This is a genomic window from Aeromicrobium sp. CTD01-1L150, assembly GCF_041951745.1.
GTDB lineage: Bacteria > Actinomycetota > Actinomycetes > Propionibacteriales > Nocardioidaceae > Aeromicrobium.
In genome coordinates, this window is record NZ_CP169555.1 from 475332 (window position 1) to 497433 (window position 22102).

At 68.6% G+C, this 22102-nt stretch carries 20 protein-coding genes and 1 pseudogene; 7 read left to right on the plus strand and 14 right to left on the minus strand.

The window, feature by feature from the left end; translation table 11 throughout:
• Positions 1-10: 10 nt before the first annotated feature.
• The gene (locus tag ACEVFP_RS02300) at positions 11-448 is read right to left on the minus strand and encodes a hypothetical protein (RefSeq protein ID WP_375001730.1); all 438 of its coding nucleotides are present in this window, start codon (positions 446-448) and stop codon (positions 11-13) included.
• A 257-nt stretch (positions 449-705) separates the two neighbouring features.
• Here ACEVFP_RS02300 and ACEVFP_RS02305 point away from each other — a divergent pair, with 257 nt between their 5' ends.
• Positions 706-3072 carry an AAA family ATPase gene (locus tag ACEVFP_RS02305; protein WP_375001731.1) on the plus strand — a complete coding sequence of 789 codons (2367 nt, stop codon included), beginning with the start codon at positions 706-708 and terminating at the stop codon, positions 3070-3072.
• A gap of 15 nt (positions 3073-3087) precedes the next feature.
• Here ACEVFP_RS02305 and ACEVFP_RS02310 read toward each other — a convergent pair whose 3' ends face one another.
• Positions 3088-3399, minus strand: a complete 312-nt coding sequence (locus tag ACEVFP_RS02310; protein ID WP_375003751.1) for a hypothetical protein — start codon at positions 3397-3399, stop codon at positions 3088-3090.
• Positions 3400-3513: 114 nt separating this feature from the next.
• On the opposite strand from ACEVFP_RS02310, the gene ACEVFP_RS02315 reads away from it, so the two are divergent.
• Positions 3514-4767, plus strand: a complete 1254-nt coding sequence (locus ACEVFP_RS02315) for an ATP-binding protein (RefSeq protein WP_375001732.1) — start codon at positions 3514-3516, stop codon at positions 4765-4767.
• A gap of 55 nt (positions 4768-4822) precedes the next feature.
• Positions 4823-5074 carry a hypothetical protein gene (locus ACEVFP_RS02320; RefSeq protein WP_375001733.1) on the plus strand — a complete coding sequence of 84 codons (252 nt, stop codon included), beginning with the start codon at positions 4823-4825 and terminating at the stop codon, positions 5072-5074.
• A 424-nt stretch (positions 5075-5498) separates the two neighbouring features.
• Here the strand turns inward: ACEVFP_RS02320 and ACEVFP_RS02325 are convergent, their stop codons facing one another.
• The 9 genes from ACEVFP_RS02325 to ACEVFP_RS02365 all read right to left on the minus strand — a co-directional run bounded on the left by ACEVFP_RS02325 (position 5499) and on the right by ACEVFP_RS02365 (position 12162).
• Positions 5499-5846, minus strand: a complete 348-nt coding sequence (locus ACEVFP_RS02325; protein WP_375001734.1) for a hypothetical protein — start codon at positions 5844-5846, stop codon at positions 5499-5501.
• Positions 5847-5963: 117 nt separating this feature from the next.
• The gene (locus ACEVFP_RS02330) at positions 5964-6248 is read right to left on the minus strand and encodes a hypothetical protein (protein ID WP_375001735.1); all 285 of its coding nucleotides are present in this window, start codon (positions 6246-6248) and stop codon (positions 5964-5966) included.
• 136 nt (positions 6249-6384) lie between these two features.
• Positions 6385-6690: a hypothetical protein gene (locus ACEVFP_RS02335; protein WP_375001736.1), complete on the minus strand. Its 306-nt coding sequence runs from the start codon at positions 6688-6690 to the stop codon at positions 6385-6387.
• A gap of 169 nt (positions 6691-6859) precedes the next feature.
• Positions 6860-8341 carry an HAD family hydrolase gene (locus ACEVFP_RS02340; RefSeq protein ID WP_375001737.1) on the minus strand — a complete coding sequence of 494 codons (1482 nt, stop codon included), beginning with the start codon at positions 8339-8341 and terminating at the stop codon, positions 6860-6862.
• Positions 8342-8417: 76 nt separating this feature from the next.
• Positions 8418-9653: a helix-turn-helix domain-containing protein gene (locus ACEVFP_RS02345; RefSeq protein WP_375001738.1), complete on the minus strand. Its 1236-nt coding sequence runs from the start codon at positions 9651-9653 to the stop codon at positions 8418-8420.
• A gap of 333 nt (positions 9654-9986) precedes the next feature.
• The gene (locus ACEVFP_RS02350) at positions 9987-10205 is read right to left on the minus strand and encodes a hypothetical protein (RefSeq protein WP_375001739.1); all 219 of its coding nucleotides are present in this window, start codon (positions 10203-10205) and stop codon (positions 9987-9989) included.
• A gap of 146 nt (positions 10206-10351) precedes the next feature.
• On the minus strand, positions 10352-10636 hold the full coding sequence (locus ACEVFP_RS02355) for a helix-turn-helix domain-containing protein (RefSeq protein ID WP_375001740.1): 285 nt from the start codon (positions 10634-10636) through the stop codon (positions 10352-10354).
• 175 nt (positions 10637-10811) lie between these two features.
• A complete protein-coding gene (locus ACEVFP_RS02360; RefSeq protein WP_375001741.1) occupies positions 10812-11432 on the minus strand; it encodes a hypothetical protein in 621 nt (206 codons plus the stop codon).
• 115 nt (positions 11433-11547) lie between these two features.
• Positions 11548-12162 (minus strand): hypothetical protein, encoded by a 615-nt coding sequence (locus tag ACEVFP_RS02365; protein WP_375001742.1) that lies wholly within the window; start codon positions 12160-12162, stop codon positions 11548-11550.
• 441 nt (positions 12163-12603) lie between these two features.
• On the opposite strand from ACEVFP_RS02365, the gene ACEVFP_RS02370 reads away from it, so the two are divergent.
• Entirely contained in the window at positions 12604-13563 is a 960-nt protein-coding gene (locus tag ACEVFP_RS02370) for a hypothetical protein (RefSeq protein ID WP_375001743.1), read from the plus strand.
• A 281-nt stretch (positions 13564-13844) separates the two neighbouring features.
• The gene (locus tag ACEVFP_RS02375; RefSeq protein WP_375001744.1) at positions 13845-17303 is read left to right on the plus strand and encodes a hypothetical protein; all 3459 of its coding nucleotides are present in this window, start codon (positions 13845-13847) and stop codon (positions 17301-17303) included.
• A gap of 314 nt (positions 17304-17617) precedes the next feature.
• Here the strand turns inward: ACEVFP_RS02375 and ACEVFP_RS02380 are convergent, their stop codons facing one another.
• The 3 genes from ACEVFP_RS02380 to ACEVFP_RS02390 form a co-directional block, all read right to left on the minus strand.
• Positions 17618-18187, minus strand: coding sequence for a hypothetical protein (locus tag ACEVFP_RS02380; RefSeq protein ID WP_375001745.1), 570 nt, complete (start codon positions 18185-18187; stop codon positions 17618-17620).
• Between the two features lie 212 nt (positions 18188-18399).
• Positions 18400-18699 (minus strand): hypothetical protein, encoded by a 300-nt coding sequence (locus ACEVFP_RS02385; RefSeq protein ID WP_375001746.1) that lies wholly within the window; start codon positions 18697-18699, stop codon positions 18400-18402.
• A gap of 155 nt (positions 18700-18854) precedes the next feature.
• Positions 18855-20015 (minus strand): helix-turn-helix domain-containing protein, encoded by a 1161-nt coding sequence (locus ACEVFP_RS02390; RefSeq protein WP_375001747.1) that lies wholly within the window; start codon positions 20013-20015, stop codon positions 18855-18857.
• A gap of 301 nt (positions 20016-20316) precedes the next feature.
• Between ACEVFP_RS02390 and ACEVFP_RS02395 the strand changes: the two are divergent.
• Both ACEVFP_RS02395 and ACEVFP_RS02400 read left to right on the plus strand, forming a co-directional pair.
• Positions 20317-20913, plus strand: a pseudogene (locus ACEVFP_RS02395) (ABC transporter ATP-binding protein); the annotation flags it as partial.
• 471 nt (positions 20914-21384) lie between these two features.
• The gene (locus tag ACEVFP_RS02400) at positions 21385-22101 is read left to right on the plus strand and encodes an MlaE family ABC transporter permease (protein WP_375003753.1); all 717 of its coding nucleotides are present in this window, start codon (positions 21385-21387) and stop codon (positions 22099-22101) included.
• Position 22102: the final 1 nt, after the last annotated feature.

Below are 22102 nucleotides of genomic sequence, written 5' to 3' on the forward strand. Positions count from 1 at the left end.
GTGCCTTGCGTCAGCCGGTGTGGGGCTGGGTGGCCGGTGGCAGGCGGAGTGAGAGGTCGTAGGTGCGTTGTTCGAGGGTGATGAGGCGGGCCTCGGCCTTGGCGAAGCCGTCACGCATCTCGGCCCGGAGCTCGTCACGTACCCCGTTGATCTGGTGGCTGAGCTTGGTGTCGACCGCGCCGATCTGGTGGCTGAGCTTGGCGTCAACGCCATCGATCTTGCGGCTGAGCTTGGCATCAACGCCATCGATCTTGCGGCTGAGCCTGGTGTCGAGCCCATCGATCTTTCGGCTGAGCTTGGCGTCAACGCCATCGATATTGCGGTCCAGCCGGCCGTGCACGCCGTCGATCTTGTGGTCGAGCCTGGTGAACCTGCGTGAGGTCATGGCGAAGTTCGCCAGCAGTGCGGCGAGGATGGTCGCGAAGGCGGCCCAGCTCTGCAGGTCCACGGGGTTCACTCCTTGAGTGTGCCTGAAGCTCCGGACGGACACCAGCGCTTCGGACGGACAGCAGGAATGCTAGGCACTGTGAGCCTGGGCAGGGGCGAACATCCTGGTGTCCTGTGGACATCTCGCGGTCGGTACTGAGGCCGTGGACACAGGGACCCGGTACTCGTGTAGATCCGGCGTCGGGCAGCGCCGTCGTGGCCCCGTCAGCGGTCCATGATGTGATCGAGCCTCCGCCCGTCCCCTGCCCCGGAGCACAGATGTCATCGATCAGGATCACCGAGGAGTTCGAGCGTGCCCTCGGCATCCTCGACGACGGTGGTCACCTGTTCCTCACGGGCAAGGCGGGCACCGGCAAGTCGACGCTCGTGCGGCACTTCATGGCCTCCACCGAACGTCGGGTCGTGGTGGCCGCGCCCACCGGCATCGCGGCGCTGAACGTCGACGGGTACACGATCCACCGGCTCTTCGGATTCCGCTCCACCACCGACCTCGACGACGTCCGCCACGGCGACTACCGGCCCGGGCGTTTCACCAAGACCCTGAAGTCCCTGCAGACGCTCATCGTCGACGAAGCCTCCATGGTCCGAGCGGACCTGCTCGACATGATGGAGGCGGCGCTGCGTCGCTACGGACCACGGTCGGGGGAGCCGTTCGGTGGCGTGCAGGTGGTCCTGGTCGGTGATCTGTTGCAGCTGCCACCGGTGGTGGAGGACGGCGCGAGCGGGCACTTCACCTCGCGCTACGAGACGCCGTACTTCTTCTCTGCGCACAGCTTTGCCGACGCCCGGTTCGCGACCGTCGCCCTCACCGCGGTCTTCAGGCAGCTGGGCGACGACCGCCTCACCTCGCTGCTCAACGCCGTGCGGGAGGGAGTGCTCCTGGAGCATGCCCTGGCCGATCTCAACACACGCATCGACCCGGACTTCGAGCCGCCCGACGACGAGCTGTGGCTCACGCTCGCCCCGTCGAACCGCATCGTCTCCAGCCGCAACACCCAACGTCTCGAACGGCTGCCCGGTGACTCGGTGGAGCACGCCGCGACGCAGTCCGGGGACCTCTCGTCGTTCGAGCCGCCCACCGACGCCGTGCTGCGCTTCAAGCCCGGGGCGCAGATCATGATGCTCACCAACGACCCGTCGGACCGGTGGGTCAACGGCACCCTCGGCCGCATCGTGGAGATCGATGTCGTCGACGGCGACCCGCTGGTGGGTGTGGAGCTGGCCGGCGGCAGGGTCGTCGAGGTGGGTCCTCACACGTGGGAGGTCACCCGGCCGGTGGTGGACGGTGGCACGCTGCGCCGGGAGGTGGTGGGCACCTACCGGCAGCTGCCGTTCAAGCTGGCGTGGGCGATCACCATCCACAAGAGCCAGGGCCAGACGCTGGACCGGCTGGTGGTGGACCTGACCGGCGGGGTGTTCGCGACGGGTCAGGTCTACGTCGCACTGAGCCGGGCGACGTCGATGGAGGGGCTGGTGCTCAAGCGGCCGGTGGAGCCGCGGCACCTGCGCACCGACCGGCGCATCCTGCGCTTCCTCCACTCGGCCACAGCACGGACTACGCCGGAACGACACTGTGCACTGGGGGTCTGCCTGGTCGGCGACGAGGGAACGTTCTCGCGGCCCCGGCCGGTGGAGATCGCGGCGGTCTTCGAGGACGGCTCGGCGGTCTCGACCCTCGTCAATCCCGAGCGCGACCTCGCCGATGCGCGCACGGCCTACGGCATCGGCGCCGACGACGTCCTGCTCGCGCCGACACTGCCGCAGGCCTGGGCGGTGCTCGCGCCGCTGCTGCAGGGGTGCACGCCGGTGGGCGTGGGCGTCGACGACGTGCTCGGCCTGATCGACTTCGAGCTCAAGCGGCTCGGCCACGTCTGTCCGATGCCGTACGGCGTCGACGTGCCGGATCGCCGGCTCACGTCGCAGGAGCGTTCGGGGTTGGCCTCGGGCAGTGCGCTCCAGCGGGCCCGCACACAGCTGTCCGCTCACGCGCGGCTGCGCGACGACCTCGGCTCCGGCACCGGCTTCGAGCAGGTGGACGGCTTCGGCGAGCCGGGCTGTCTGCTCGGCCGGGACCACGACCTTGCGGTCCCGCAGGCCGAACGCCTGCCGACGATCGCCGCGTTGGTGCGGGCCAGCGACGTCGTCAGCGGCCTGTTGCTCGGGGAAGCCACGTCGGCGGGTTCGGCTCCTCCGTCCGGTGTCGTGGCGGCAGCGTTGACCCGACGGTTGTCCAGCATCGTCACACGAGCCTCGCGTCTGTCGCCGACTCTCCTGCAGCGGCTGCGGTGGGTGGAGGAGTGGGTCGGTGCGAGCTTCGTCGACGACGTCGTGGCAGCGCTCGAGGCGGCCGCGCCGGAGGCGGAGGCGGTGTTCGTACCGGGGGCGAGGGTCTGTTTCACGGGGACGGCGCTCTCACCCGGCGGGCGCGCGTACGAACGTGAGGAGATGAAGGACCTCGCGGGGGCCCGGGGGCTGGCGCCGGTGGACTCGGTCACCAAGACGCGCTGCGACGTCCTGGTGGTGGCCGAGGTGGGGACGCAGTCCGGCAAGGCGCGCAAGGCCAAGGACTACGGCAAGCCCGTGGTGACGGCCGAGGAGTTCTTCGCCTGGGCCGGGGTGGAGTGACTTGAGGGTGGTGCGTCATTCCCCGAGGAGGGCCAAGGGAACCACTGCGACACCGTCACTGCGACGGTATGCCTGTCGGCCGGTGGTGATCATCATGAGGTCCACCGTCTGCTCAGGGAGCTGGTCGCGTAGCCAGAGAAGATGTCGGACGTCACTGTCGTGGATGGCGGCGGCGAGCTTCACCTCGATGCCGAGCACCTGGCCATCGGCGCCTTCGACGATGAGGTCCACCTCGTGGTCACCGTTGCGGGTGCGCAGATGGCGGACGCGGGCCTCTACGGCCTGCGCGGCGACGCGGACCCCGAGCGTGGCGAGCGACTCGAACAGCGGCCGGTTGGAGACCGCCCTGGGGTCCGGCGAATTGACTCGTCAGAAGGTGGCGAGATGCCTAATAGGAACGCGTCCATCTGCTAAATTGATGTGGTGGGCTACCAGCGGCGCGTGATCGATGACGTGATCGACGATCTCTTCCCGGACCTCGCAGCCATCGCGCTGGAGGGCGCCAAGGGGGTCGGGAAGACCGCTACAGGGAGCCAGCGCGCCACCACTGTGCTCTCCCTCGACCGACCCGGTCAACGTGAGATCGTTGCCGCTGATCTCGACTACATCACTCAGGTCCCCCAGCCTGTCCTGATCGATGAGTGGCAGCTGGAACCGTCGGTCTGGGATCGCGTGCGCAGGGCGGTGGACAGTGATGGCGCCGGCGGCCAGTTCCTGCTGGCCGGTTCCGCCGGCGTTGCTCCGGGTGTGCGTATCCATTCGGGCGCTGGCCGGATCGTGAGCATCACCATGCGACCGCTGTCGATCGCCGAGCGCGGGCTTGCCGAGCCCACGGTCTCGCTGCGCGAGCTGTTGTCAGGGGACCGCCCAGCAGTCCGCGGCACATCCGACGTCGGGCTCGCCACCTACACCGAGGAGATCCTGCGGTCGGGCTTCCCCGGCATTCGTGAACTGCCGGAGAGGGCACGGCAGGTCCAGCTTGACAGCTACCTGGCTCGCATCGTCGAGAAGGAGCTGCCCGAGAACGGTGTCGCCATCCGTCGCCCCGACGCGCTGCGCAGGTGGCTCGCTGCCTATGGTGCGGCGTCGGCCACCGATACGGCATACACGAAGATTCTCGACGCTGCGACAGGCGGCGAACAGGACAAGCCGTCGCGAGCCACCGTCGACTCCTACCGCGAACACCTGACACGGATTTTCGTGCTCGACCCGGTCCCAGCGTGGATCCCGATGTTCAACCCGCTCAAACGACTCACCCATTCGCCGAGACACCACCTCGTCGATCCGGCACTGGCGGCCCGCCTCGTGGGCGTCGGAAGGGACGGGTTGCTCCGAGGGGAGGGTCAACGGGTGGCATCGGCCACCGGGACGTGGTTGGGGGCACTGTTTGAGTCGCTCGTCACACAAAGCGTGAGGATTTACGCAGAAGCTGTCCAGGCGCGCGTGGGACATCTGCGGACCAAGGAGACCGATCATGAGATCGACCTGATCGTCGAGAGCGACGACCGCGAGGTCGTGGCCATCGAAGTCAAGCTCGCCGCATCGGTTGGCGACGCCGACGTGCAGCACCTCAACTGGCTTCATGACCAGATCGGTGACCGGCTGGTCGATCGGGTCCTGATCACGGCCGGGAACTACGCCTACCGTCGGCCTGACGGCGTCGCGGTCGTCCCCCTCGCGCTCCTCGGACCGTGACGACGGAGCCGGCACCGGTCGACAGGCGAGGTGCGGGCACCGGCACGGCAGGAACGTGATAGCCCTCCTCATGGTGGCGTTCTGGAGCTACATCGGATACCTCGATCTGCGCGGCGACGTGCAGAACGCCAACGCCAGACTGGAGCGACAGGCCGAGCGGTTCAGTGCCCAGCCGGACACGCACCGCCAGAGCTTCGAGCGTCAACGTGAGCTCCTCGAGCGCCGACTGGAGAATCAACAGGAGCGTCTCGTCAGTCGCATCGAGGGCCTGGAGCGTCGGATCGAGAACCAGCGGATCCGGTCCTAGTGCTGCGAACCGCTGCGGCGAGGACGTAGAGGCTGGGCCCGTTGACGTGGACGGATTCATCGATCCATGCGTGCAGTCCTGCCGTCATGGGGTCGTCACGCTAGGTCTCCACCGCGGGTGACGACGGCACCGTCGTGTGATCTGTGGACAACGGACCTGAGTACACAGCCGGTGCTTGAGTTGAGTCATCGCCCGCCCCCACGGGGGTTGGGAAGTGGAGGCCGGACCCCCCGCCGGAGGCGGGAGCCGGCCTCAGCGTTTGTCAGGGCTCGTTCTGGTCAGCGGCCCGCGACGGCCGTGACGTGCAGCCCGGCCTCGAGGTCGGCGAGCGAGTGCCCGGCCTTGGCCTCGCCGCGACGAGGCACGCTCAGGGCGTGGTCAGAAGAGACCACCTGGTGAGGGTCTCAGGGTATCCACGCCGCGGTCACTCGGGCCGGTGGAAGACCTGTTTGGTGAGGGCTTGCACGTCGCGGTCAAGGTGGGTGAGCTTGGTGTCGACGGCCTCGAACTTCACGTTCATCTCGGTGCGCAACGCGTCGAACTGTTTGTCGATCCCCTCAAAGCGCTTGTCGATCCCCTCGAAGCGCTTGTCGATCCCCTCGAACTGCTTGTCGATGCCTTCGAAGCGGGCATGGACTGAGTCGAAGCGGGCATCCACGGCGTCGAAGCGGGCGTTGATGAGGCGGGTGAACCAGCTGGTCACCAGGGCAGTGATCGTGAAGAACGCCGCGAGCGTGCCGATGATCATCGTCCAGGTCTGCGGCTCGTTCATGGTGATCACCTCTGCAGTATGCGTGAGCGATGATCAGTGTGCCAAGGCGTCAGCGGTGAGACCACCGCGAAGGCGAGAGGGTGTGGACAACCCCGAGGCAGCGGCCGGCCCTGCGGGTCACTCGGGCCGGTGGAAGACCTGTTTGGTGAGGGCTTGCACGTCGCGGTCGAGGTGGGTGAGCTTGGTGTCGACGGCTTCGAACTTCACGTTCATCTCGGTGCGCAACGAGTCGAACTGCTTGTCGATCCCCTCGAAGCGCTTGTCGATGCCTTCGAAGCGGGCATCGACGGCGTCGAAGCGGGCGTTGATGAGGCGGGTGAACCAGCTGGTCACCAGGGCGGTGATCGTGAAGAACGCCGCGAGCGTGCCGATGATCATCGTCCAGGTCTGCGGCTCGTTCATGGTGATCACCTCTGCAGTATGCGTGAGCGATGATCAGTGTGCCAAGGCGTCGGCGGTGAGACCATCTCGAAGGTGAGAAGGTGTGGACAACCTCGTCGCAGTGGCGGGGTCGAGTCGATGGCCTGGGAACCGGCCTTCAGCCGGTGTGAGGCTTGGCGGCCGGTGGCAGGCGCAGCGAGATGTCGTAGGTGCGCTGCTCGATGGCGGTCAGGCGAGTCTCGGTCTTGGCGAAGCCGTCACGTATCTCTGCCCGAAGCTCGTCACGCACGCCATCGATCTTGCGGTCGAGCCCGCCGTGGATACCGTCGATCTTGCGGTCGAGCCCGCCGTGGATGCCGTCGATCTTGCGGTCGAGCCTGCCGTGGATGCCGTCGATCTTGCGGTCGAGCCTGCCGATGGCACGAGATTGGATGCCGAAGCCTGTCAGCACGACGGCGATCACGGCGGCAGCCTGCGCCCAGCTCTCCATGTCCATCGTGATCACTCCTCGAGTGTGCCTGATACTTCGTGCGGGCACCAGAGACGATAAAGGCACGGGCTGATCGGCACGGCTGTGATGCAGGCGCCTGTGGACATCCCGCGGGTTGCTGCGGCGGTGTGGATGAACGGTGTCAGCGACCCGCGATGGCGAGCGTGACTCCGGTGAGGGCGGCGGCGCCGAGGGCAGCGGCCAGCGGCGCTGCGGTTCCGAGGGTTCCGCTGGCCACCACGGTGACGCCGAGCAGCCCGACGGCGGTCGCGAGCCGACGTGCGGCGGTGGCGGAGGTGACGGCTCGGCGCGCGGCATGCAGGGCGTGCGAGACGCGGGTGATGTCGTGGTCGGGGAGGCCGAGGTCGTCGGCGTCAAGGCCGCCGGTGGCGCCCGGCCCCAAGGTCAGCACCTCGTGGCCCTCCTGCCGCAGGCGGTCGGCGACGTCGGCCGACTCCTCTGGGTGGGAGAGGCTGACGACGTCCTCGACGCCGGCCTCGGCAGCCACCTCGTGCAGGCGTGGGGGCCGGTCGGCGGAGACGGCGGTGATGCCGACGCCCATCGTGCGCAGTGTCTGCACGGCGTCGGCGGCCTGGGGGCGGACCTCGTCGGCCACGGTGATGAGCCCGAGTGGTCGGGCGTCCACCTCTACGCCCACGGTGGTCCAGATGGTGTCGGGTGCGGAGACGCCGATCCAGTCCGGTGCTCCGACGCGCACGGGGTGCCGGTCGACCGAGCCGCGGATGCCGTGGGCGTCCTCGTGCACCGCGCTGAGACGTCCGCGGGCGGAGAGGGAGGCGATGGCCTGCCCGACGCGGTGTCCGCTGGCGTGTTCCAACGCTCCGGCGAACCAGCGCAGGTTGCGGTCGTGGTCGCGCTCGAACGCGTCGACGGAGACGACGGTGAGGCCTCCGGTGGTCAGGGTGCCGTCCTTGTCCAGCACGACGGCGTCGATGCCGGCGGCGCGGGGCAGGACGTCGGGGTCGGGAAGGGTGACGCCGTGGTCGCGGACCGCGTGTCGGGCCGAGTGGAGTGCCCACGGTCCGGCCGCCAGGTGCGCGGCGGGGGCCGAGGCGAGCAACGTCGCCACCAGGACGTCGCGTGCCGGGCCCGCACCGTCGAGCACCCACCAGGCGACCGCGGCGCCGAGGGCCAGCACGACGACGCAGCCGGTGTACCAGGCACGGGTGGGCAGAAAGCTGGTGACCAGCAGCGGGGTGAGGATGCTGACGGTGGCGGCGGAGATGGCGGTGGCGACCGCGAGCATGACGCGGCCGTCGCGCGCCGCGGCGTCGATGCTGGCGCCGACGCCCACCAGGAGGCAGAGGCTGGCCAGCGCCGCAGCGTCCACCTGGCCGCGGGCGAGGCGTCGGGCAGCTGCGGCGTGCACGGGAAGTGTCCCGAGGAGGGCCGCGACGACCGCGAGCCCTGCGGCCACCCATGGCCACTGCGGTGGCTGCGCGGACGGCACGGTGGCCATGCCGCAGGCAGCGACGGCTGCGCTGATCGCGACGAGTGGCCACGAGAGGGCGGCGAGCGTGCTGCGCGTCGGCCGGGTGGCTGGTGTCGGTGCCGCTGTCGGGGACGGTGTTGACGTCGGGGGCGCCAGGGTGTGCTCGCTCACGCGATCACGTCCCTGAACAATCCACCGTGGGGGCGTGGTCGCATGACGTGCTGACTGTTCACTCGCTGGCGTTCGTTCACGGCTCCACCACCTCGTGGAACCGCTCGAAGTCGCTCTGGTCGCCGGCCTTCCACAGCGGGACGCTGGCCTTGAGGAGCATCGTGATCTGCAGGATGAAGTCGGGCTCGTGCAGGTCCTCGCCGAACAGCTCGTTGATGCGCTTCCATCGGTAGCGCACCGTCTGCGGGTGGACGCTGAGCCGGGCGGCGATCGCCGGGGCGCTGTCGCGGGTCTCCAGCCACACCAGCAGGGTCTCGGAGAGGATCTCGCGGGAGTTGGGGGTCTCGGCCAGCAGCGGTGCCAGCATCTCTTGGCACAGGCGCTGGCGCAGTGCGGGTTCGGAGTGCAGCCAGATCTGCGTCCGGTGCTCGGTGCAGTCGAGCAGGGGCTCGGCGGGCACGACGCCCTCGTCGGCCAGGATGAGCGCACGTCCAGCCCATCGCAGCGCGTCGCTGGCCTGCTCGGGCGGCACCGCCCAGCTGAAGCTGCACCGGACGTCGGGGTTGTGCCGAAGCACGGACTGGGCGATGGCCGGTGCGGCGTCGGCGGGGCACACCACTACGGCGGGGATGCTGGAGGTGCGGGTCAGGCAGGTGTCCGGGAGGTGGTCCAGGCCTGGCAGGGCGGCGTCGTCGGGGGAGGAGACGCACACGACCACGAGCCGTCGGGGCAGCGGCCACACCGCGTTGGTGGCGTGCTGCTGCACGTCGCGTGGCGGCGCTCCGGCCAGCAGGGCGTCGAGCAGCTGGACCCGCGCGGCGCCGCGGTCACGGTCGATGGCCCGCTGCGCACCGGCGTATCCCTCGGCGGCTCGAGCGTCCAGATGATCGATGTAGGTGAACAACAGGTCGCCCAGCATGGCCAGGGCCGAGGCGTCGAGCCCGTGCTGGACGGAGACGGCACTGATCTCCCTCCATGCGTCCTGGGTGGCGATCCGCAGTGACGCCTGCATGGCGTCGAGGGTGCGGCCGTCCATGGCCTCGCCGTGGCCCATGCGTCGGAACAGCTCGTCCACGCGCCGGCTGGAGGCTGCTGGGTCCTGCACCAGCTCCAGGTAGTGCTCGATGGCTCCGGCCACGGCCATGTCGATGAGGCGCCGTCGGCGTCCGGCGGAGTGGCCGGCGTATGCGCCGACGTTGTGCTGGATCTTGTCCGTGATGGTCCGGACCAGGTCCGGCAGGCGTGGTTGTACTGATGCCACCAGCTGGCTGACCGAGACGGGGCGGCCGAGGTCGTCATGCAGGGCGCTCACGGAATCGCGCATTCCCTTGTTGTCCGAACGCCGCTCATGGTCTCCCCGGTTCAACGTCGTGTCCTGCCTCACGCTACGCCTGACGAAGGTCAGCCCCCAGAGTTGATGGCCAAGGGCCATAGTGCGCCCACAGGGCAGCCCTGTGGGCGGATGTCTTCTGAGTTCGGATGCCCGTATGAAGGTGCCGCGTTCCCACAGACCGCAGTCTGCGGCCCGCCTCGGTGATTCGTGTGGGTGGATGCAGGCGGGTCCCGGCTGGCCGGGTGCAGGAATCGATCACCGGCGGCGGGTCGGTGTGTGCTGTGCTCATCGGCCGCGCGCCCGATCGATGTGTCAGCCGGCGGGCGGCTGCCCGCGCAGGTCGTAGGTGCGGTGCTCGATCTCGCGTATCCCGCTGCGGATGTCGCTCAGATCGGCACGCAGCTCCTCCCGCGTCCGGTCGATCTTGGTGTCGAGCTTGTCGAACTTCTTGACCAGGATCGTGCCCAGGGTGAGGCCGACGCCGAGGATGGCGGCCATGGCTGCCCAGTCGCTGATGTCCACGGTGATCACGTCTTCAGTGGGCCTGGTGCTCGGTGGGTTGACCAGCAACGTAGGGCCCGGGTGAGCGGGCGGCCATCACGTCGGCCGGAGTCTGTGGACGAGGGCAAGGGCCACCGGCACGACGGTGGATGGTTCCGCATGCCAGCCGAGGACGCTCAGGGGCGGTCGATGCCGTCCAGCAGCTCCGAGACTGTGATCTCCAGTGTGGTGGCGATCGACCAGAGGGTGTCCAGGCGCGGGTTGGCCGGCCCGGTGCGGCCGTTCGCGTCGCGAGAGTTGTTGCGGTTCTTCTCCAGGTTCTGCACCTGGTTGCGGCTGAGGCCGCTGCGGTGTGCGAGCTCCTCCTGGCTGAGGCCGAGGGCCTCGCGGCGCTTGCGGACCCGCTGGCCGAGAACGGCGGAGACGTCGCGCAGTCCTTGCCTGCGCTCGGTCGACGTCATGCATCTGAGCCTCGTGCTGAGGCCCAATGAAGTCAGCCCAACATGTTGGGCTTCTGGCATGACGCCATTCCGCTGGTTCCATGATCACCACGGTAGGGGTGCCCACGGACATCGGCCTCAGAACGCAGCACGGGGCCCGGACGCACAGGCGTCCGGGCCCCGTGGGCAAGAGTGGCTAGCGGATGCGGCCGTTGCTCACCTCGATCTCGGCGGTGTTGCCGTCACCGGGGATCAGCAGGTTGATCATCCCGGTGGTGAGCCGGCAGTTCTGGAAGTCGCCGATGCTGAACTCTCCGGCCAGGGTGCCGCCGGAGACGATGTTGAAGGTTTCGCCGGCGGGCGTGTTGGCCGGGATCTGCACTGGCTCGGCCGTCCGGCAGTTGTTGCCGACGAACGCGGGGATCCCTGCGACGCGCACGTTGGACAGCTTGATGTAGTAGGACGCGGTGGACTCCACCCGGGTGAGGGCGCCGTCACGCACGAGCTGGCCGGTCACGGGCGCGGCCTCGTCGTAGCTGACAGTGGCCTTGATGGGCGCGAACCCGAGCGCCTTGAACTCCACGCTCGACGGCGCGAGAGGCAGCGTCCCGGTGAGCGAGCCAGGGCCACCCGCGGAGTCGACGGTAGTCGACAGCGTGGTGGGCGCGATCTCGATCGTCGAGCCGGTGCTGGCGATGACGGTGTGGCCGGTGGCGTCGTAGTCGATGTCCAGGGGTGCGGCGTTGGCGCTGGTGGGGACCAGGGCCAGGGCGGCGGCTGCGCCGGCGGCGGCCAGGAGGCGGGGGGTCTTCTTCATGTGCTGGCTTCTTTCCAGGTTCTCAGGTGTGTCGGGGGGTGGTGGTGGAAGACTGGGGGCGATGTGGGGGTGCGGAGTACGTCTCTTACTCCGCACCCCACGCTCGCTCCCTAGCTCAGTTGGCGATGGTGACTGTGTCGATGTCCGCCAGCTGGTAGGTGCCGTCGAACGTGGCCGGATCGCCGTTGAGGATCAGTCCGAAGCACTGGTCGACGTTGGAGACGGTGAGTCCGCCGCCGCTGACGCTCAGCTGCTGGGTGTTCTCGTCGAACGCCCCGCCGACCTCGCCGGTGACGTCGAACGAGCACAGGCCGTCTGGGTTGGACACGCTGGCGTCGACGTTGGTGATCGCTCCGGGGGTCACGCCGCCAACGTTGTCGCCTGTGATCTCGATGTCCCAGGTGGCGTTCTGGGTCACCTCCAGATCGATGTCGAGCGGGCCGATGCAGTCGATGAACTCCGTGTCGGCGATCTCGCCGGCCTTGCCGCTCGTCGGTCCCGGGATGATGACGCCTTCGGCCGTGCCACTGTCACAGCCGAGGTTCAGGCCCGGCACGGTGAACTCGATCTGGGGCGACGCGCCGATCGTCTCGGCGGTGTAGCTGGCCGGTGAGCCGGTGCTGTCTCCGCCCACCGAGACCGTCCACGGAGGTCCGGCGTAGGCGGCGCCGGCCACCATGACCAGTGCAGCCGCACCGGCCGCGGCGAGTGATTTTCTGGGGAACTTCATGAGGATCTCCCTCGGTGCGTGGCCGGGCCTTTCCCGGCCGCTGACATCCGTTGTACTGCCTTGAGAAGGCCTGAAACGCCGTTGCCCACTATGTTGTGCCTGAGCTCGGATGGATGTATGAAGTAGCCCTCAACCGCCCACGTAGCGGTGTCGAGGTCGGGTCATGTGTCCTCTTGGAGCGGGTCGCACGGCGGTCGCGCGCCGTCTCCTGGTGGACCGACGTTCGCGATGTGCGGCGTGTCTGGGCCGGATCGAATGCCGAGTTCGGATGTCCGTCCGAACTCGGCGGCTGCCTGCGCGTGATCCGGCTCGGCTGAGCGTCTGCCGTGGCACCATCACCCCATGGGTGGACGACGTCTGACGCGCGTGCTGGCAGTCCTGGCGCTGGGAGCCGGGCTCATGGCCATGCCTTCGGCCAACGGTGAGCAGGTTCCGGACGACATGTTCCCCAACCTGCCCATGCCGACCATGAAGCAGATGGGACAACCAGGCACTCCGCTCGTGTCGAGCTATACCACCAACGTCGCCCACGTCGCGCCGGCGAGGCAGTGGATCCGGATGGTCGACCTCAAGGTGACCGCCGATACCGCCATCATCAACCTGGAGAGGAACCTTGCCACCTGCCACCGCGTCTTCGGTGAAGATTCCGAGCGGTGCGTCAACGACCGTTCCGACGTGCGCTTCCAGAAGAGCGCCGTCAAGGCGTTGGCGTATCCAGTGAACTTCGAGGGTGACGACCCGGGATCGCCGCCAGCAGACATCTCCGAGCTACGGCGGTTCGGCAGTGAGTTCACGCACTTTCCTCCTCAACGTGTCAGGACGTTGGCCTTTGGCTCCATCCCGGTGGAGGCGACCCTTCACCTCAGCCTCACGACGGACGAGAACGGGCTTCCGTATGGCATTCGGCTCGACGCGGACGACTACAACCCCTCACCTGTCCAGGTCAGCGACTCGGTGGGCACGGGGCGACTGACCGTCCGCCTGTCCGACCTTCGCGCCGACCGCGTACCGGTCGACGTCGGAGACGCGTGTCGCACCGCCAGCCCGGCCGAGCTGTCGGTCGCCGGCAGCGGCTACGAATCGACCTCTACTGGCGTTCCTGAAGGACACTACAGCCCGGCACGCGGTGGTCTGCTCCACGGCACGATCAGCATCGGCGACTTCCGAGACTGTGGCACTGGCGGCGAGGACGTCAGTCCGCTCGTGAACGCGATGGCCGCTGGCGCGCAAATGCCTGTCAGGATTGTTCAGGGCCTGGTCACTGCCCCCTGCTTCACCAACATCGTCAGTGTTCCGATCGATGAGAGTCGTTGCAACACTGGCGGTCCCGGCGAGTTCCCGGACGGTGAGCAACTGCCGCCGCTTCCGCCCGGGATCATACCGCCGCCCCCCCAAGACTGAGGTTCATGCAGAAGCCCTTGGGTGAAGGAGGGCGCCCCGTGGTGTTCGGCGCTTGTCTACGACGTGCTTGCCGACGCTGGGCCCCGTCATCGACTGACCATCTGGGTCGGTCGAACCTCTCTGCCCTGCATGGGCGCTCCCCTCTTCATACGGACATCCGAACTGGAGAGTCGATTCTCCGGTCGGGCCCCACAGGTACGGCAACCGATGTCAGGCTCAGGTCAGCGAGCCGCCGCGGGGGCGCGGTATCGCCTCTTGACGATTGACGACAGAAGAGGACGATGATCACGATCTCCGCACTTAAGTCCAGTGGGCGCCGCGCCACGAGCATCGCCTTGGCCGTGGGGCTGGTGCTCGGTGGCCTGGGAGCCGTGGCCGGTGCCTCCGTGGCCGGCAAGCCCTTGCCAGTCGATCAGGCCGGCACCGTTCTGACCTGGGGTGGTAACGCCACCCTCAAGGGCCATGAGGAAACCATCGGGGAACCCGCTGCCACCTCCGGCGAGGACGTCGTCGGTATGTGGGCCCAGGACACCTATGCCCTCGCCATGACGACCGACGGCGAGCTGGCCGGCTGGGGCAATGCCAACCCCGTGTGGCAGAACATCCCGAGCGACCTCGGCGAGGTCGACTCCATCTCCGCCGGCACCTTCGCTGCCATCGCGCTCCGCACCGACGGAACCGTTCGGGCGTGGGGCGACAACTCCCAAGGGGGCCTCAACGTCCCCGACGGACTGTCAGGCGTCGCCAAGGTGTCCGCGGGCCAGCTCATCGTGGCGGCCCTCCTGGAGGACGGCACCGTGCGGGTGTGGGGCAACTCCAACGCGGGAGCCACCACGGTGCCCGCCGGACTGAGCGACGTGGTGGACATCGCCGCCGGCAACGACACCATGCACGCGGTCAAGGCCGACGGCACCGTGGTGTCCTGGGGCGCCAACAACAACGGCCAGACCGATGTGCCTGATGCGGTCCAGGGCGAAGCGCAGCGGGTCTTCGCCACCTCGACCGGCGCCGGAGTGGTCAGGAACGACGGCCGTAGCATCCAACGCTGGGGCACCAACTACTCCACAGAAGTCGTCGATCTCGGCGAGCCCATCGTCGATGTCAGCATGGGAACCGGTTACTCATGGGTGATCGGCGCCAGCGGCACACTGCGCCAAGTCCGTAGCAGCCAGACGTTCTCGACCGAGGTGCCACAGACTGCGGGACAGCGCGTCGAGGCCGCGTACCGGGGCTCATCGCGCAACATCGCCATCGTCTCCGACGAGCCCATCGGCGACGGTCCTTCGGTGGTCACCGACCCGGTGATCAGCGGAGATCCGGTCCCGTCGCGGACGCTCACATTGGCGGCGGCGGAGTTCTCCGACGAGCCCGACGGTGAGGTGGAGACCCGCTGGTTCGCCGATGGTGAAGAGCTCACCGGCGCCGTCGCCACTCCGACATCACTGCGGTTGTCCAACGCCCAGGAGGGGCAGATGATCACCGCCACTCAGACGGCGACAGTCGAGGGGGAGGAGTTGGTTGCCACTGCCGAGGGAGTGGGCCCGGTGGAGCCGCTGATCGCGGCGTTCGGTGCTCCGGCGATCGCTGGAGACCCACAGGTGGGCGCTGAGCTGTCGGTCTCCACCCAGACGCCGTGGCGGCCCGATGCGCCGCCGGCGGCGGTGACACATCAATGGTTCGCTGATGATGAGGCGATTGACGGCGCAACCGACGCGACCTTCACCGTGACGGCCGATCAAGTCGGTGCGAATATCACGGTGCGCCAGACCGGGTCCAGCGACTCGGGCCTGCAGTCGGTGCAGTCGCCGCCCTCCAACGCCATCGGTCCCATCCAGACCGCGCCGGCGTCAGTGGTCTCCGATCCGGTGATCAGTGGTGATCCGGTGCCGTCGCGGGTCTTGGTGTTGACACCGGCGGAGTTCTCCGCCGAGCCGGACGACGACGTGGTGACGCAGTGGTTCACGCAGGACACGGACGATGGCGCCGAGCCGGTGGAGATCACTGATCCGCGATGGGTCCAGGGCCTGGAGTTCACAGTGCCTGGGACCGCGGTGGGTCGGCTCGTCTTCGCCACCCAGACCGCGATTGTCGAGGGGCAAGAGCTGGTCGCCACATCGGAACCGGTGGGTCCGGTGGAGCAGCTGGTGGTCTCGCCACCGACATTCGCGCCGGTGGTCACAGGCGACGCTGAGGTCGGAGCCGAGCTGTCGATCCAGACAGCGGGTCGGTTCTTGCCTGCTGATGCGGAACTGACGATCACCAACCAGTGGTTCGCCGACGGCGAAGTCATCGACGGCGCCACAGCCGAGACATTCACGGTGACCACCGAACAGGTGGGGGCGGAGATCACGCTGCGCCAGACGGGCACGACGGCATCGGGTGTGCAGGCAGTCACGACCTCGCCCTCCAACTCCATCGGCCCGATCAACGCCCCGCCGCTTGCTGTGGTCGCCGAGGCCACCATCAGCGGCACGCCCCAAGTCGGGCAGACACTCACCGGAACCCCGGCGACGTTCAACGACTCTGCGGCCGACGTCGCCAACCAGTGGCTCGCCGATGGTGAGCCCATCGACGGCGCCACCGGCACCAGCCTGGAGCTGACCGAGGAGCACGAGGGGGCGGAGATCGCCTTCCGGTCCACCGGCACCCGTGCCGACGACGACCCCGTGGTCTCCACGTCCGAGGCGGTCGGACCCGTCCAGCGGGCCGACATCCCGATCAGCGTGACTGCGCCAGCAGCCGTCGCCGGCACACCCAAGGTGGGCGAGACGCTCACCGGCACCCCAGCGGAGTTCGACGGCGACGTCGACGAGGTCACCAACCGGTGGCTGGCCGATGGCGAGCCGATCAGTGGCGCCACCGGCACCACGCTGGAGCTCACCGACGGCCACGCCGGCGCGATGATCGCCTTCCGGTCCACCGCGACCCGCGGCGGCAACTCGCTGGACTCCACGTCCGAGGCGGTCGGCCCCGTGATCGCGACGCTCGCCGCGACGTCACCGCCGACCATCTCCGGTACTGCGGCCGTCGGTGAGACGCTCACCGGCACCCCGGCGGAGTTCGCCGGAGATCCCGACGCCGTCCGTCACGAGTGGCGCGCCGACGGTGAGCCCATCAACGGCCAGACCGGGCTGACACTGGAGCTGACCGAGCAGCACGAGGGCGCTCGCATCACCTTTGCCTCCATCGCCATTCGTGGCTCGGAGTCGGTCGAGTCCGTCTCCGAGGCCACGGCCGCTGTCGCGGCCGAGCCCGGAGGACCCGGCGGACCTGGAGGCCCGGGTGGCCCCGGTGATCCCGAGGAGCCGAGCGAGGACAAGGAAGGCGCCATCCAGGTGCTCGGCGACGGTCCGTTCCGGCCCGGCGAAACCCTCGACGTCATGGTCGGTGAGGACTATGCGGGTGATGAGGTCGGTGTGTGGCTGTTCTCCACGCCGCGCAACCTGGGCACGTTCACCGTCGCCGATGACGGCACCATCCGGGTGGCGCTGCCCTACGACGTCGAGCCCGGCGAGCATCGCCTCGCGGTCTACGACGCCGACGGCCAGCTGATCGGTTGGGACACCATCACGATCGTCGCGGACACCGTCGGCGGCTCCGGCCCCGGCGGCGCCCTGGGCGCAGTGCTCCCGAACGCCGGTTCCCCGGCCTCGGTCGCGCTGTGGGCTCTCGGCATCGCGATGATCCTCGCCGGATCCGTGCTCCTGCTGCCCACGCTCAGGCGGCGAGGCGCCGGCTGAGCCACGACCTTCCGGGTCGCCGCCCAGAGGCAGCGTCCCGGGAGTGCTCCAGGCTGGTCACCCTCCTTCCTTCCACCAGTCGGTGCACACCGGGCGGCCCCGTCTCCACTGCGAGGCGGGGCCGTTCTGGCGGTCGCCACGACGCGGCCCCACCTCGTTTCGTTGCGGTTCGTGCAGGGAGGTCGGTACGGCGCCCCGAGATGTCCAGCACGTACGTACCGTCCTTCGGACGAAGCGATCAGATGCCCGGTCGACTGGAGCGTCCGCCAGTGGCGGGAGCTGGCTGCATCGCTGTCCGAGGCGTTCGATTCCGGTCAGAGTCGGATGCGTCGGTAGGCGGGGCCGAGGCCTGCCGTCCACGTTGGTGTCCCCGTGCGTTCGTCAGCGGTGGTCATTCCGGCGACGACGTCGGGGAGCCACAGCATGGGCTCGTCGAGCGGTCGGGCGAAGTCGACCGTCAGCGATCGTGGGACGGCACGAGTGCTGTGGAGCGCGGCGACCATCTCGCGGTCGCGGTGATCCAGAGCGTCCTGGCGTGATTCGAGCCAGACCCGGGTGACGCCGTACTGATGGACTTCATACAGCAGTCGCTGGAGGCACTTGCGCCGGGCACGTTCCTGCTTGCTGGCATCGGCCGGGGCGATGGCGACGACATGGGTCAGATCGAGGTCGGCGATGGCTCCGGCAAGATGATGACGGCGTCGAGGGGTCTCGTCACGCCAGTGAATCCGGTGCTGGCCTGGGAAGACCAGACTGCGCAGTGTGCTGCGGATGGCCTGTGAACGTGGGATGTCGCTGATCGTGGCCGCGAGGACGTAGAAGCCTGGGCTGTATCCGCCGACGTCTGCTGATTCATCGATCCATGCGTGCGTTCCCCAGGTCATGAGCGTCACGGTAGGAGGATGTCGAGGGTGGGACGAGGCCTGTCGCCTGCGTCTGTGGACAACGGGTCGGATGTCGATGACCGGTGCTAGAGTGAGGGTATTGCCCGCCCCCGAGGGGGATTGGGAAGTGGAGGCCGGACCCCCCGCCAAGGGCGGGAGCCGGCCTCAGCGCTGTCCGGGAGTGTTTCGTTCCCTGTTCGTGTGGCGCGAGGTCAGGGCTTGGTGACGGGGGCAGCGGGCAGCCGGCTGGAGATATCGTAGGTGCGGTTCTCCAGCGAGATCAGCCGCGCGTCAATGGAGCCGAGGTCTGCCCTGAGCTCGGTGCGTAGCTGGGCGGTGTCGTCCTTGAGCTCGGTGCGTAGCTGGGCAGTGTCGTCCTTGAGCTCGGTGCGTAGCTTGGAGATGTCGTCCCGGAGGTGGCGGAAGATGACGGCGAGGTAGGCGGCGAGCGCGACGGCCAGGCTGGCACACCCCACGAGGGTCATCCAGGTCTGCTGCTCCACCACGATCACTCTCTCAGTCTGCCCGATCTCGACTCACTGGGCCAGCAATATACGGACGAGGGCCGACGATGACTATCGCCCCTGTGTGTCGTTGTGGACAACCGTGCTGACGCCGGCCGCGCCAACCGGGCCCGGGCTGCGGCGGCGAGGCGTGGCCGTGGGCCTCAGTCGCTCTCGTGCCAGCGGGCGATGGCGGTGCGCAGTGCGACGATCAGCTCCAGGCGCTGGGTCGGGTCGTCGAGCGCGTCACCGAACGTCGCCTTGGCTGCCTTCAGGCGACTGTGCACCGTTTGCGGTGGGATGCCCAGGTCACGAGCCAGCTGGTTGGCCGTGACGCCCCGCTCGAGCCAGTGCAGGACAGTCTTGGCCAGGTTCAGTCGGCGCGACGGACGCATCTCCTCCAGCGGCCCCAGATGCTTCTGACCGATGAGCTCGGTCAGGAGCGAGTCGGTGCTGATGAGGAGCTCTCCCAGCAGGTCGGTGCAGGGCACCAGGCGTCGTTCGTCGCTGACCTGTGCGTCCCGGAGCAACGTCGCCGCTCGGCGAGCCAGCATCACGGCGTCCGCCGCGTCGGCGAGAGCGGCCGCTGGTCCGCTGACCGCCTGGTTCTCCAACATCCCGGCGATCCTCGACGACGTCCACGTCGACGGCACCAGCACCTCCGGTTCTGATGCGTGGGCGAGCGTCCGGGGGTGGTCGCGCAGCTGAGGTGGCACGTCACCTTCCACGCACACCACTGCGACGTACCAGGCGTTGAGTGGCAGCCCGGCGGCCGCCGCGAGATCCCGCAGAGCCGTGTTCGACGTCCGCTCGAAGGCTGCCTTCCGCAGTCGGTCGGTCTTCTCGGCCTCGCTCATCTCGGCCATCGCCTGGACACGCTCCATGCCGGTGCGGGCGTGACGGTAGAGCAGGGAGACGTAGGCCATGAGCGCTTCGCGCACCGCCGTCAGGGGGTCGCCCACCAGCACGCGCCCCACGGCGTCGCGCAGTCCCTTCTGGGCCGCACTCTGGGCGCAACGGAATGCATCGGCCAGGGACTCGACGTCGGCGCCGAGGCGGGCCTGCCGCTCCCCGATGCGCTCCAGCCACGGCGCCACGAGCTCTGCTGCGGCCTGGGGGTCGCCACCGCTGGTGATGAAAGCGTCCACCGACTCGCGCAGGACGCGCGACAGCAGCACGTCCTCCACGCGGTCGGTGTCGCTGGCGGCGCGCACCGCACGGTCGATCCGGTCGCGCAGCACCTCCAAACAGCTCTCTGGCAACGCCTGGGGCGTGAGAATGCGCTCCGCGCTCGCCCGGTGCGCGGTGAGGTCGACGACGGTCATCTGGGCTCCCTCCAGGCCTGCCTGACGCACAGGCCGAACAAACGTCGATGAGGGGGCGACAGCATCGATGAAGCCATGGCAAGGGGGCCGTCGGCAAGCCCACGAGGGCGGGCCACGCCTAGGAAGAACAGAACTTGTGATGTGCGCGACAAACGAATATTACGAAAAGGTTAAGTTGCCTCCTCCAGGGACCTGCTCGTTCCGCCGTGACCCGGACCACACCTACCTTCAGCGAAGGCGCCGGCCCACCGAGGGGGCGGGACGGCGCCGCCAACCATCATCGAGCGGGAGGGACGTCCCCATGGGCGGAAGCGTCGAGGTCAACGGGCTGAGCAAGACCTACGGCCGACAGAACATCTGGCACGACGTCTCGCTCGCGCTGCCTCCGGGCGAGATCACCGCCCTCCTGGGCCCGTCGGGCACCGGCAAGTCGGTCTTCCTCAAGTCGCTCATGGGCATCGTGGAGCCGGAGCACGGCGAGATCCTCATCGACGGCGTCGACATGGTGGCCGCCAAGGAGTCCCAGCGCCTGCAGCTGCGCAAGAAGTTCGGCGTGCTGTTCCAGGACGGTGCCCTCTTCGGCTCCATGGACGTCTACGACAACGTCGCCTTCCCGCTGCGCGAGCACACCAAGAAGAGCGAGAGCGAGATCCGCGACATCGTCATGGAGAAGCTCGACATGGTGGGGCTGCTGGGCACCGAGCAGAAGCTGCCCGGCGAGATCTCCGGCGGCATGAAGAAGCGCGCCGGCCTCGCCCGATCCCTCGTCACCGACCCCGAGATCATCCTCATCGACGAGCCGGACTCCGGGCTCGACCCCGTCCGCACCTCCAACCTGGCCCAGCTGCTCGTGGAGGTGAACACCGCCACCGACGCCACGATGCTCGTGGTCACCCACAACATCGAGCTGGCCCGCACCATGCCGGACAACCTCGGCATGCTGTACCGCCGCGAGCTGGTGATGTTCGGTCCCCGCGAGGAGTTCCTGCTCACCGACCACCCCGTGGTCAGCCAGTTCATGAGCGGCGACCCCGAAGGCCCCATCGGCATGAGCGAGGAGACCGACCACCGGCTCTCCGACCCCATCGACCTCTCTCTGCCGGACTATGGGCCCGAGCACGGGCCCGGCGGCGTCAGCGTGGCCTCCCGGCACGCCGGCGCCCGCGCCATCGAGGTGCTGCCGCGCCAGCTCAGCCCGCGCAGCGGCGCCGTCCGTCCGTCGTCGGCCCGGCATCGTGAGCGCGTCGCCTCCGGGGGCGCCCCGCTCTACGTCGCCGACGACGACGAGCGTGAGCCGGCCCCGCCGGTACCCCGTCGCAACCCCGTCGCCCGCGCCCTCGACTCCACCGGCGACGTCTTCGCGCTCTCACTGGACACCACCCGGGCCACGTTCCGCCGGCCGTTCGCCGCGCGCGAGACGCTCGAGCAGTTCTGGTTCGTCGTCAGCGTCTCCTGGCTTCCCGCCCTGCTGGTGGCCATCCCCTTCGGCGCTGTCATCGCGCTACAGCTCGGCACCCTGACCGTCCAGGTGGGCGCACAGTCCTTCACCGGCGCCGCCAGCGTCCTGGCCGTCGTGCAGCAGGCCGCCCCCATCGTCACCACGCTCGTGGTCGCCGGAGCCGGAGGTGCGGCCATCTGCGCCGACCTCGGCTCACGCACCATCCGCGACGAGATCGACGCCATGAAGGTCATGGGCGTCTCACCCGTCCAACGCCTCGTGGTGCCCCGCGTGCTCGCCTGCATCGGCGCTGCCGTCCTGCTCAACGGCCTGGTCTCCGTGGTCGGCGTCGTCGGCGGCTACTTCTTCAACGTCATCGTCCAGGGCGGAACGCCGGGCGCCTACCTCGCCAGCTTCACAGCGCTCGCGCAGATGTCCGACCTGTGGGTCGGCGAGCTCAAGGCCGTCGTCTTCGGGTTCCTCGCCGGCATCATCGCCTGCCACCGTGGGCTCAACACCGCGCCCGGACCCAAGGGCGTCGGCGACTCCGTCAACCAGTCGGTGGTTGTGACCTTCCTGCTGCTGTTCTTCGTCAACTTCGTCATCACCACGCTGTACCTGCAGCTGGTGCCGGGCAAGGGGGCCTGAC

Coding starts and splice junctions, on each gene's coding strand:
- ACEVFP_RS02305 (WP_375001731.1), top strand. CDS start 706: ATGTCATCGATCAGGATCACCGAGGAGTTCGAGCGTGCCCTCGGCATC.
- ACEVFP_RS02325 (WP_375001734.1), bottom strand. CDS start 5,846: ATGAACGAGCCGCAGACCTGGACGATGATCATCGGCACGCTCGCGGCG.
- ACEVFP_RS02330 (WP_375001735.1), bottom strand. CDS start 6,248: ATGAACGAGCCGCAGACCTGGACGATGATCATCGGCACGCTCGCGGCG.
- ACEVFP_RS02355 (WP_375001740.1), bottom strand. CDS start 10,636: ATGACGTCGACCGAGCGCAGGCAAGGACTGCGCGACGTCTCCGCCGTT.
- ACEVFP_RS02360 (WP_375001741.1), bottom strand. CDS start 11,432: ATGAAGAAGACCCCCCGCCTCCTGGCCGCCGCCGGCGCAGCCGCCGCC.
- ACEVFP_RS02365 (WP_375001742.1), bottom strand. CDS start 12,162: ATGAAGTTCCCCAGAAAATCACTCGCCGCGGCCGGTGCGGCTGCACTG.
- ACEVFP_RS02370 (WP_375001743.1), top strand. CDS start 12,604: ATGTTCCCCAACCTGCCCATGCCGACCATGAAGCAGATGGGACAACCA.
- ACEVFP_RS02375 (WP_375001744.1), top strand. CDS start 13,845: ATGATCACGATCTCCGCACTTAAGTCCAGTGGGCGCCGCGCCACGAGC.
- ACEVFP_RS02380 (WP_375001745.1), bottom strand. CDS start 18,187: ATGACCTGGGGAACGCACGCATGGATCGATGAATCAGCAGACGTCGGC.
- ACEVFP_RS02390 (WP_375001747.1), bottom strand. CDS start 20,015: ATGACCGTCGTCGACCTCACCGCGCACCGGGCGAGCGCGGAGCGCATT.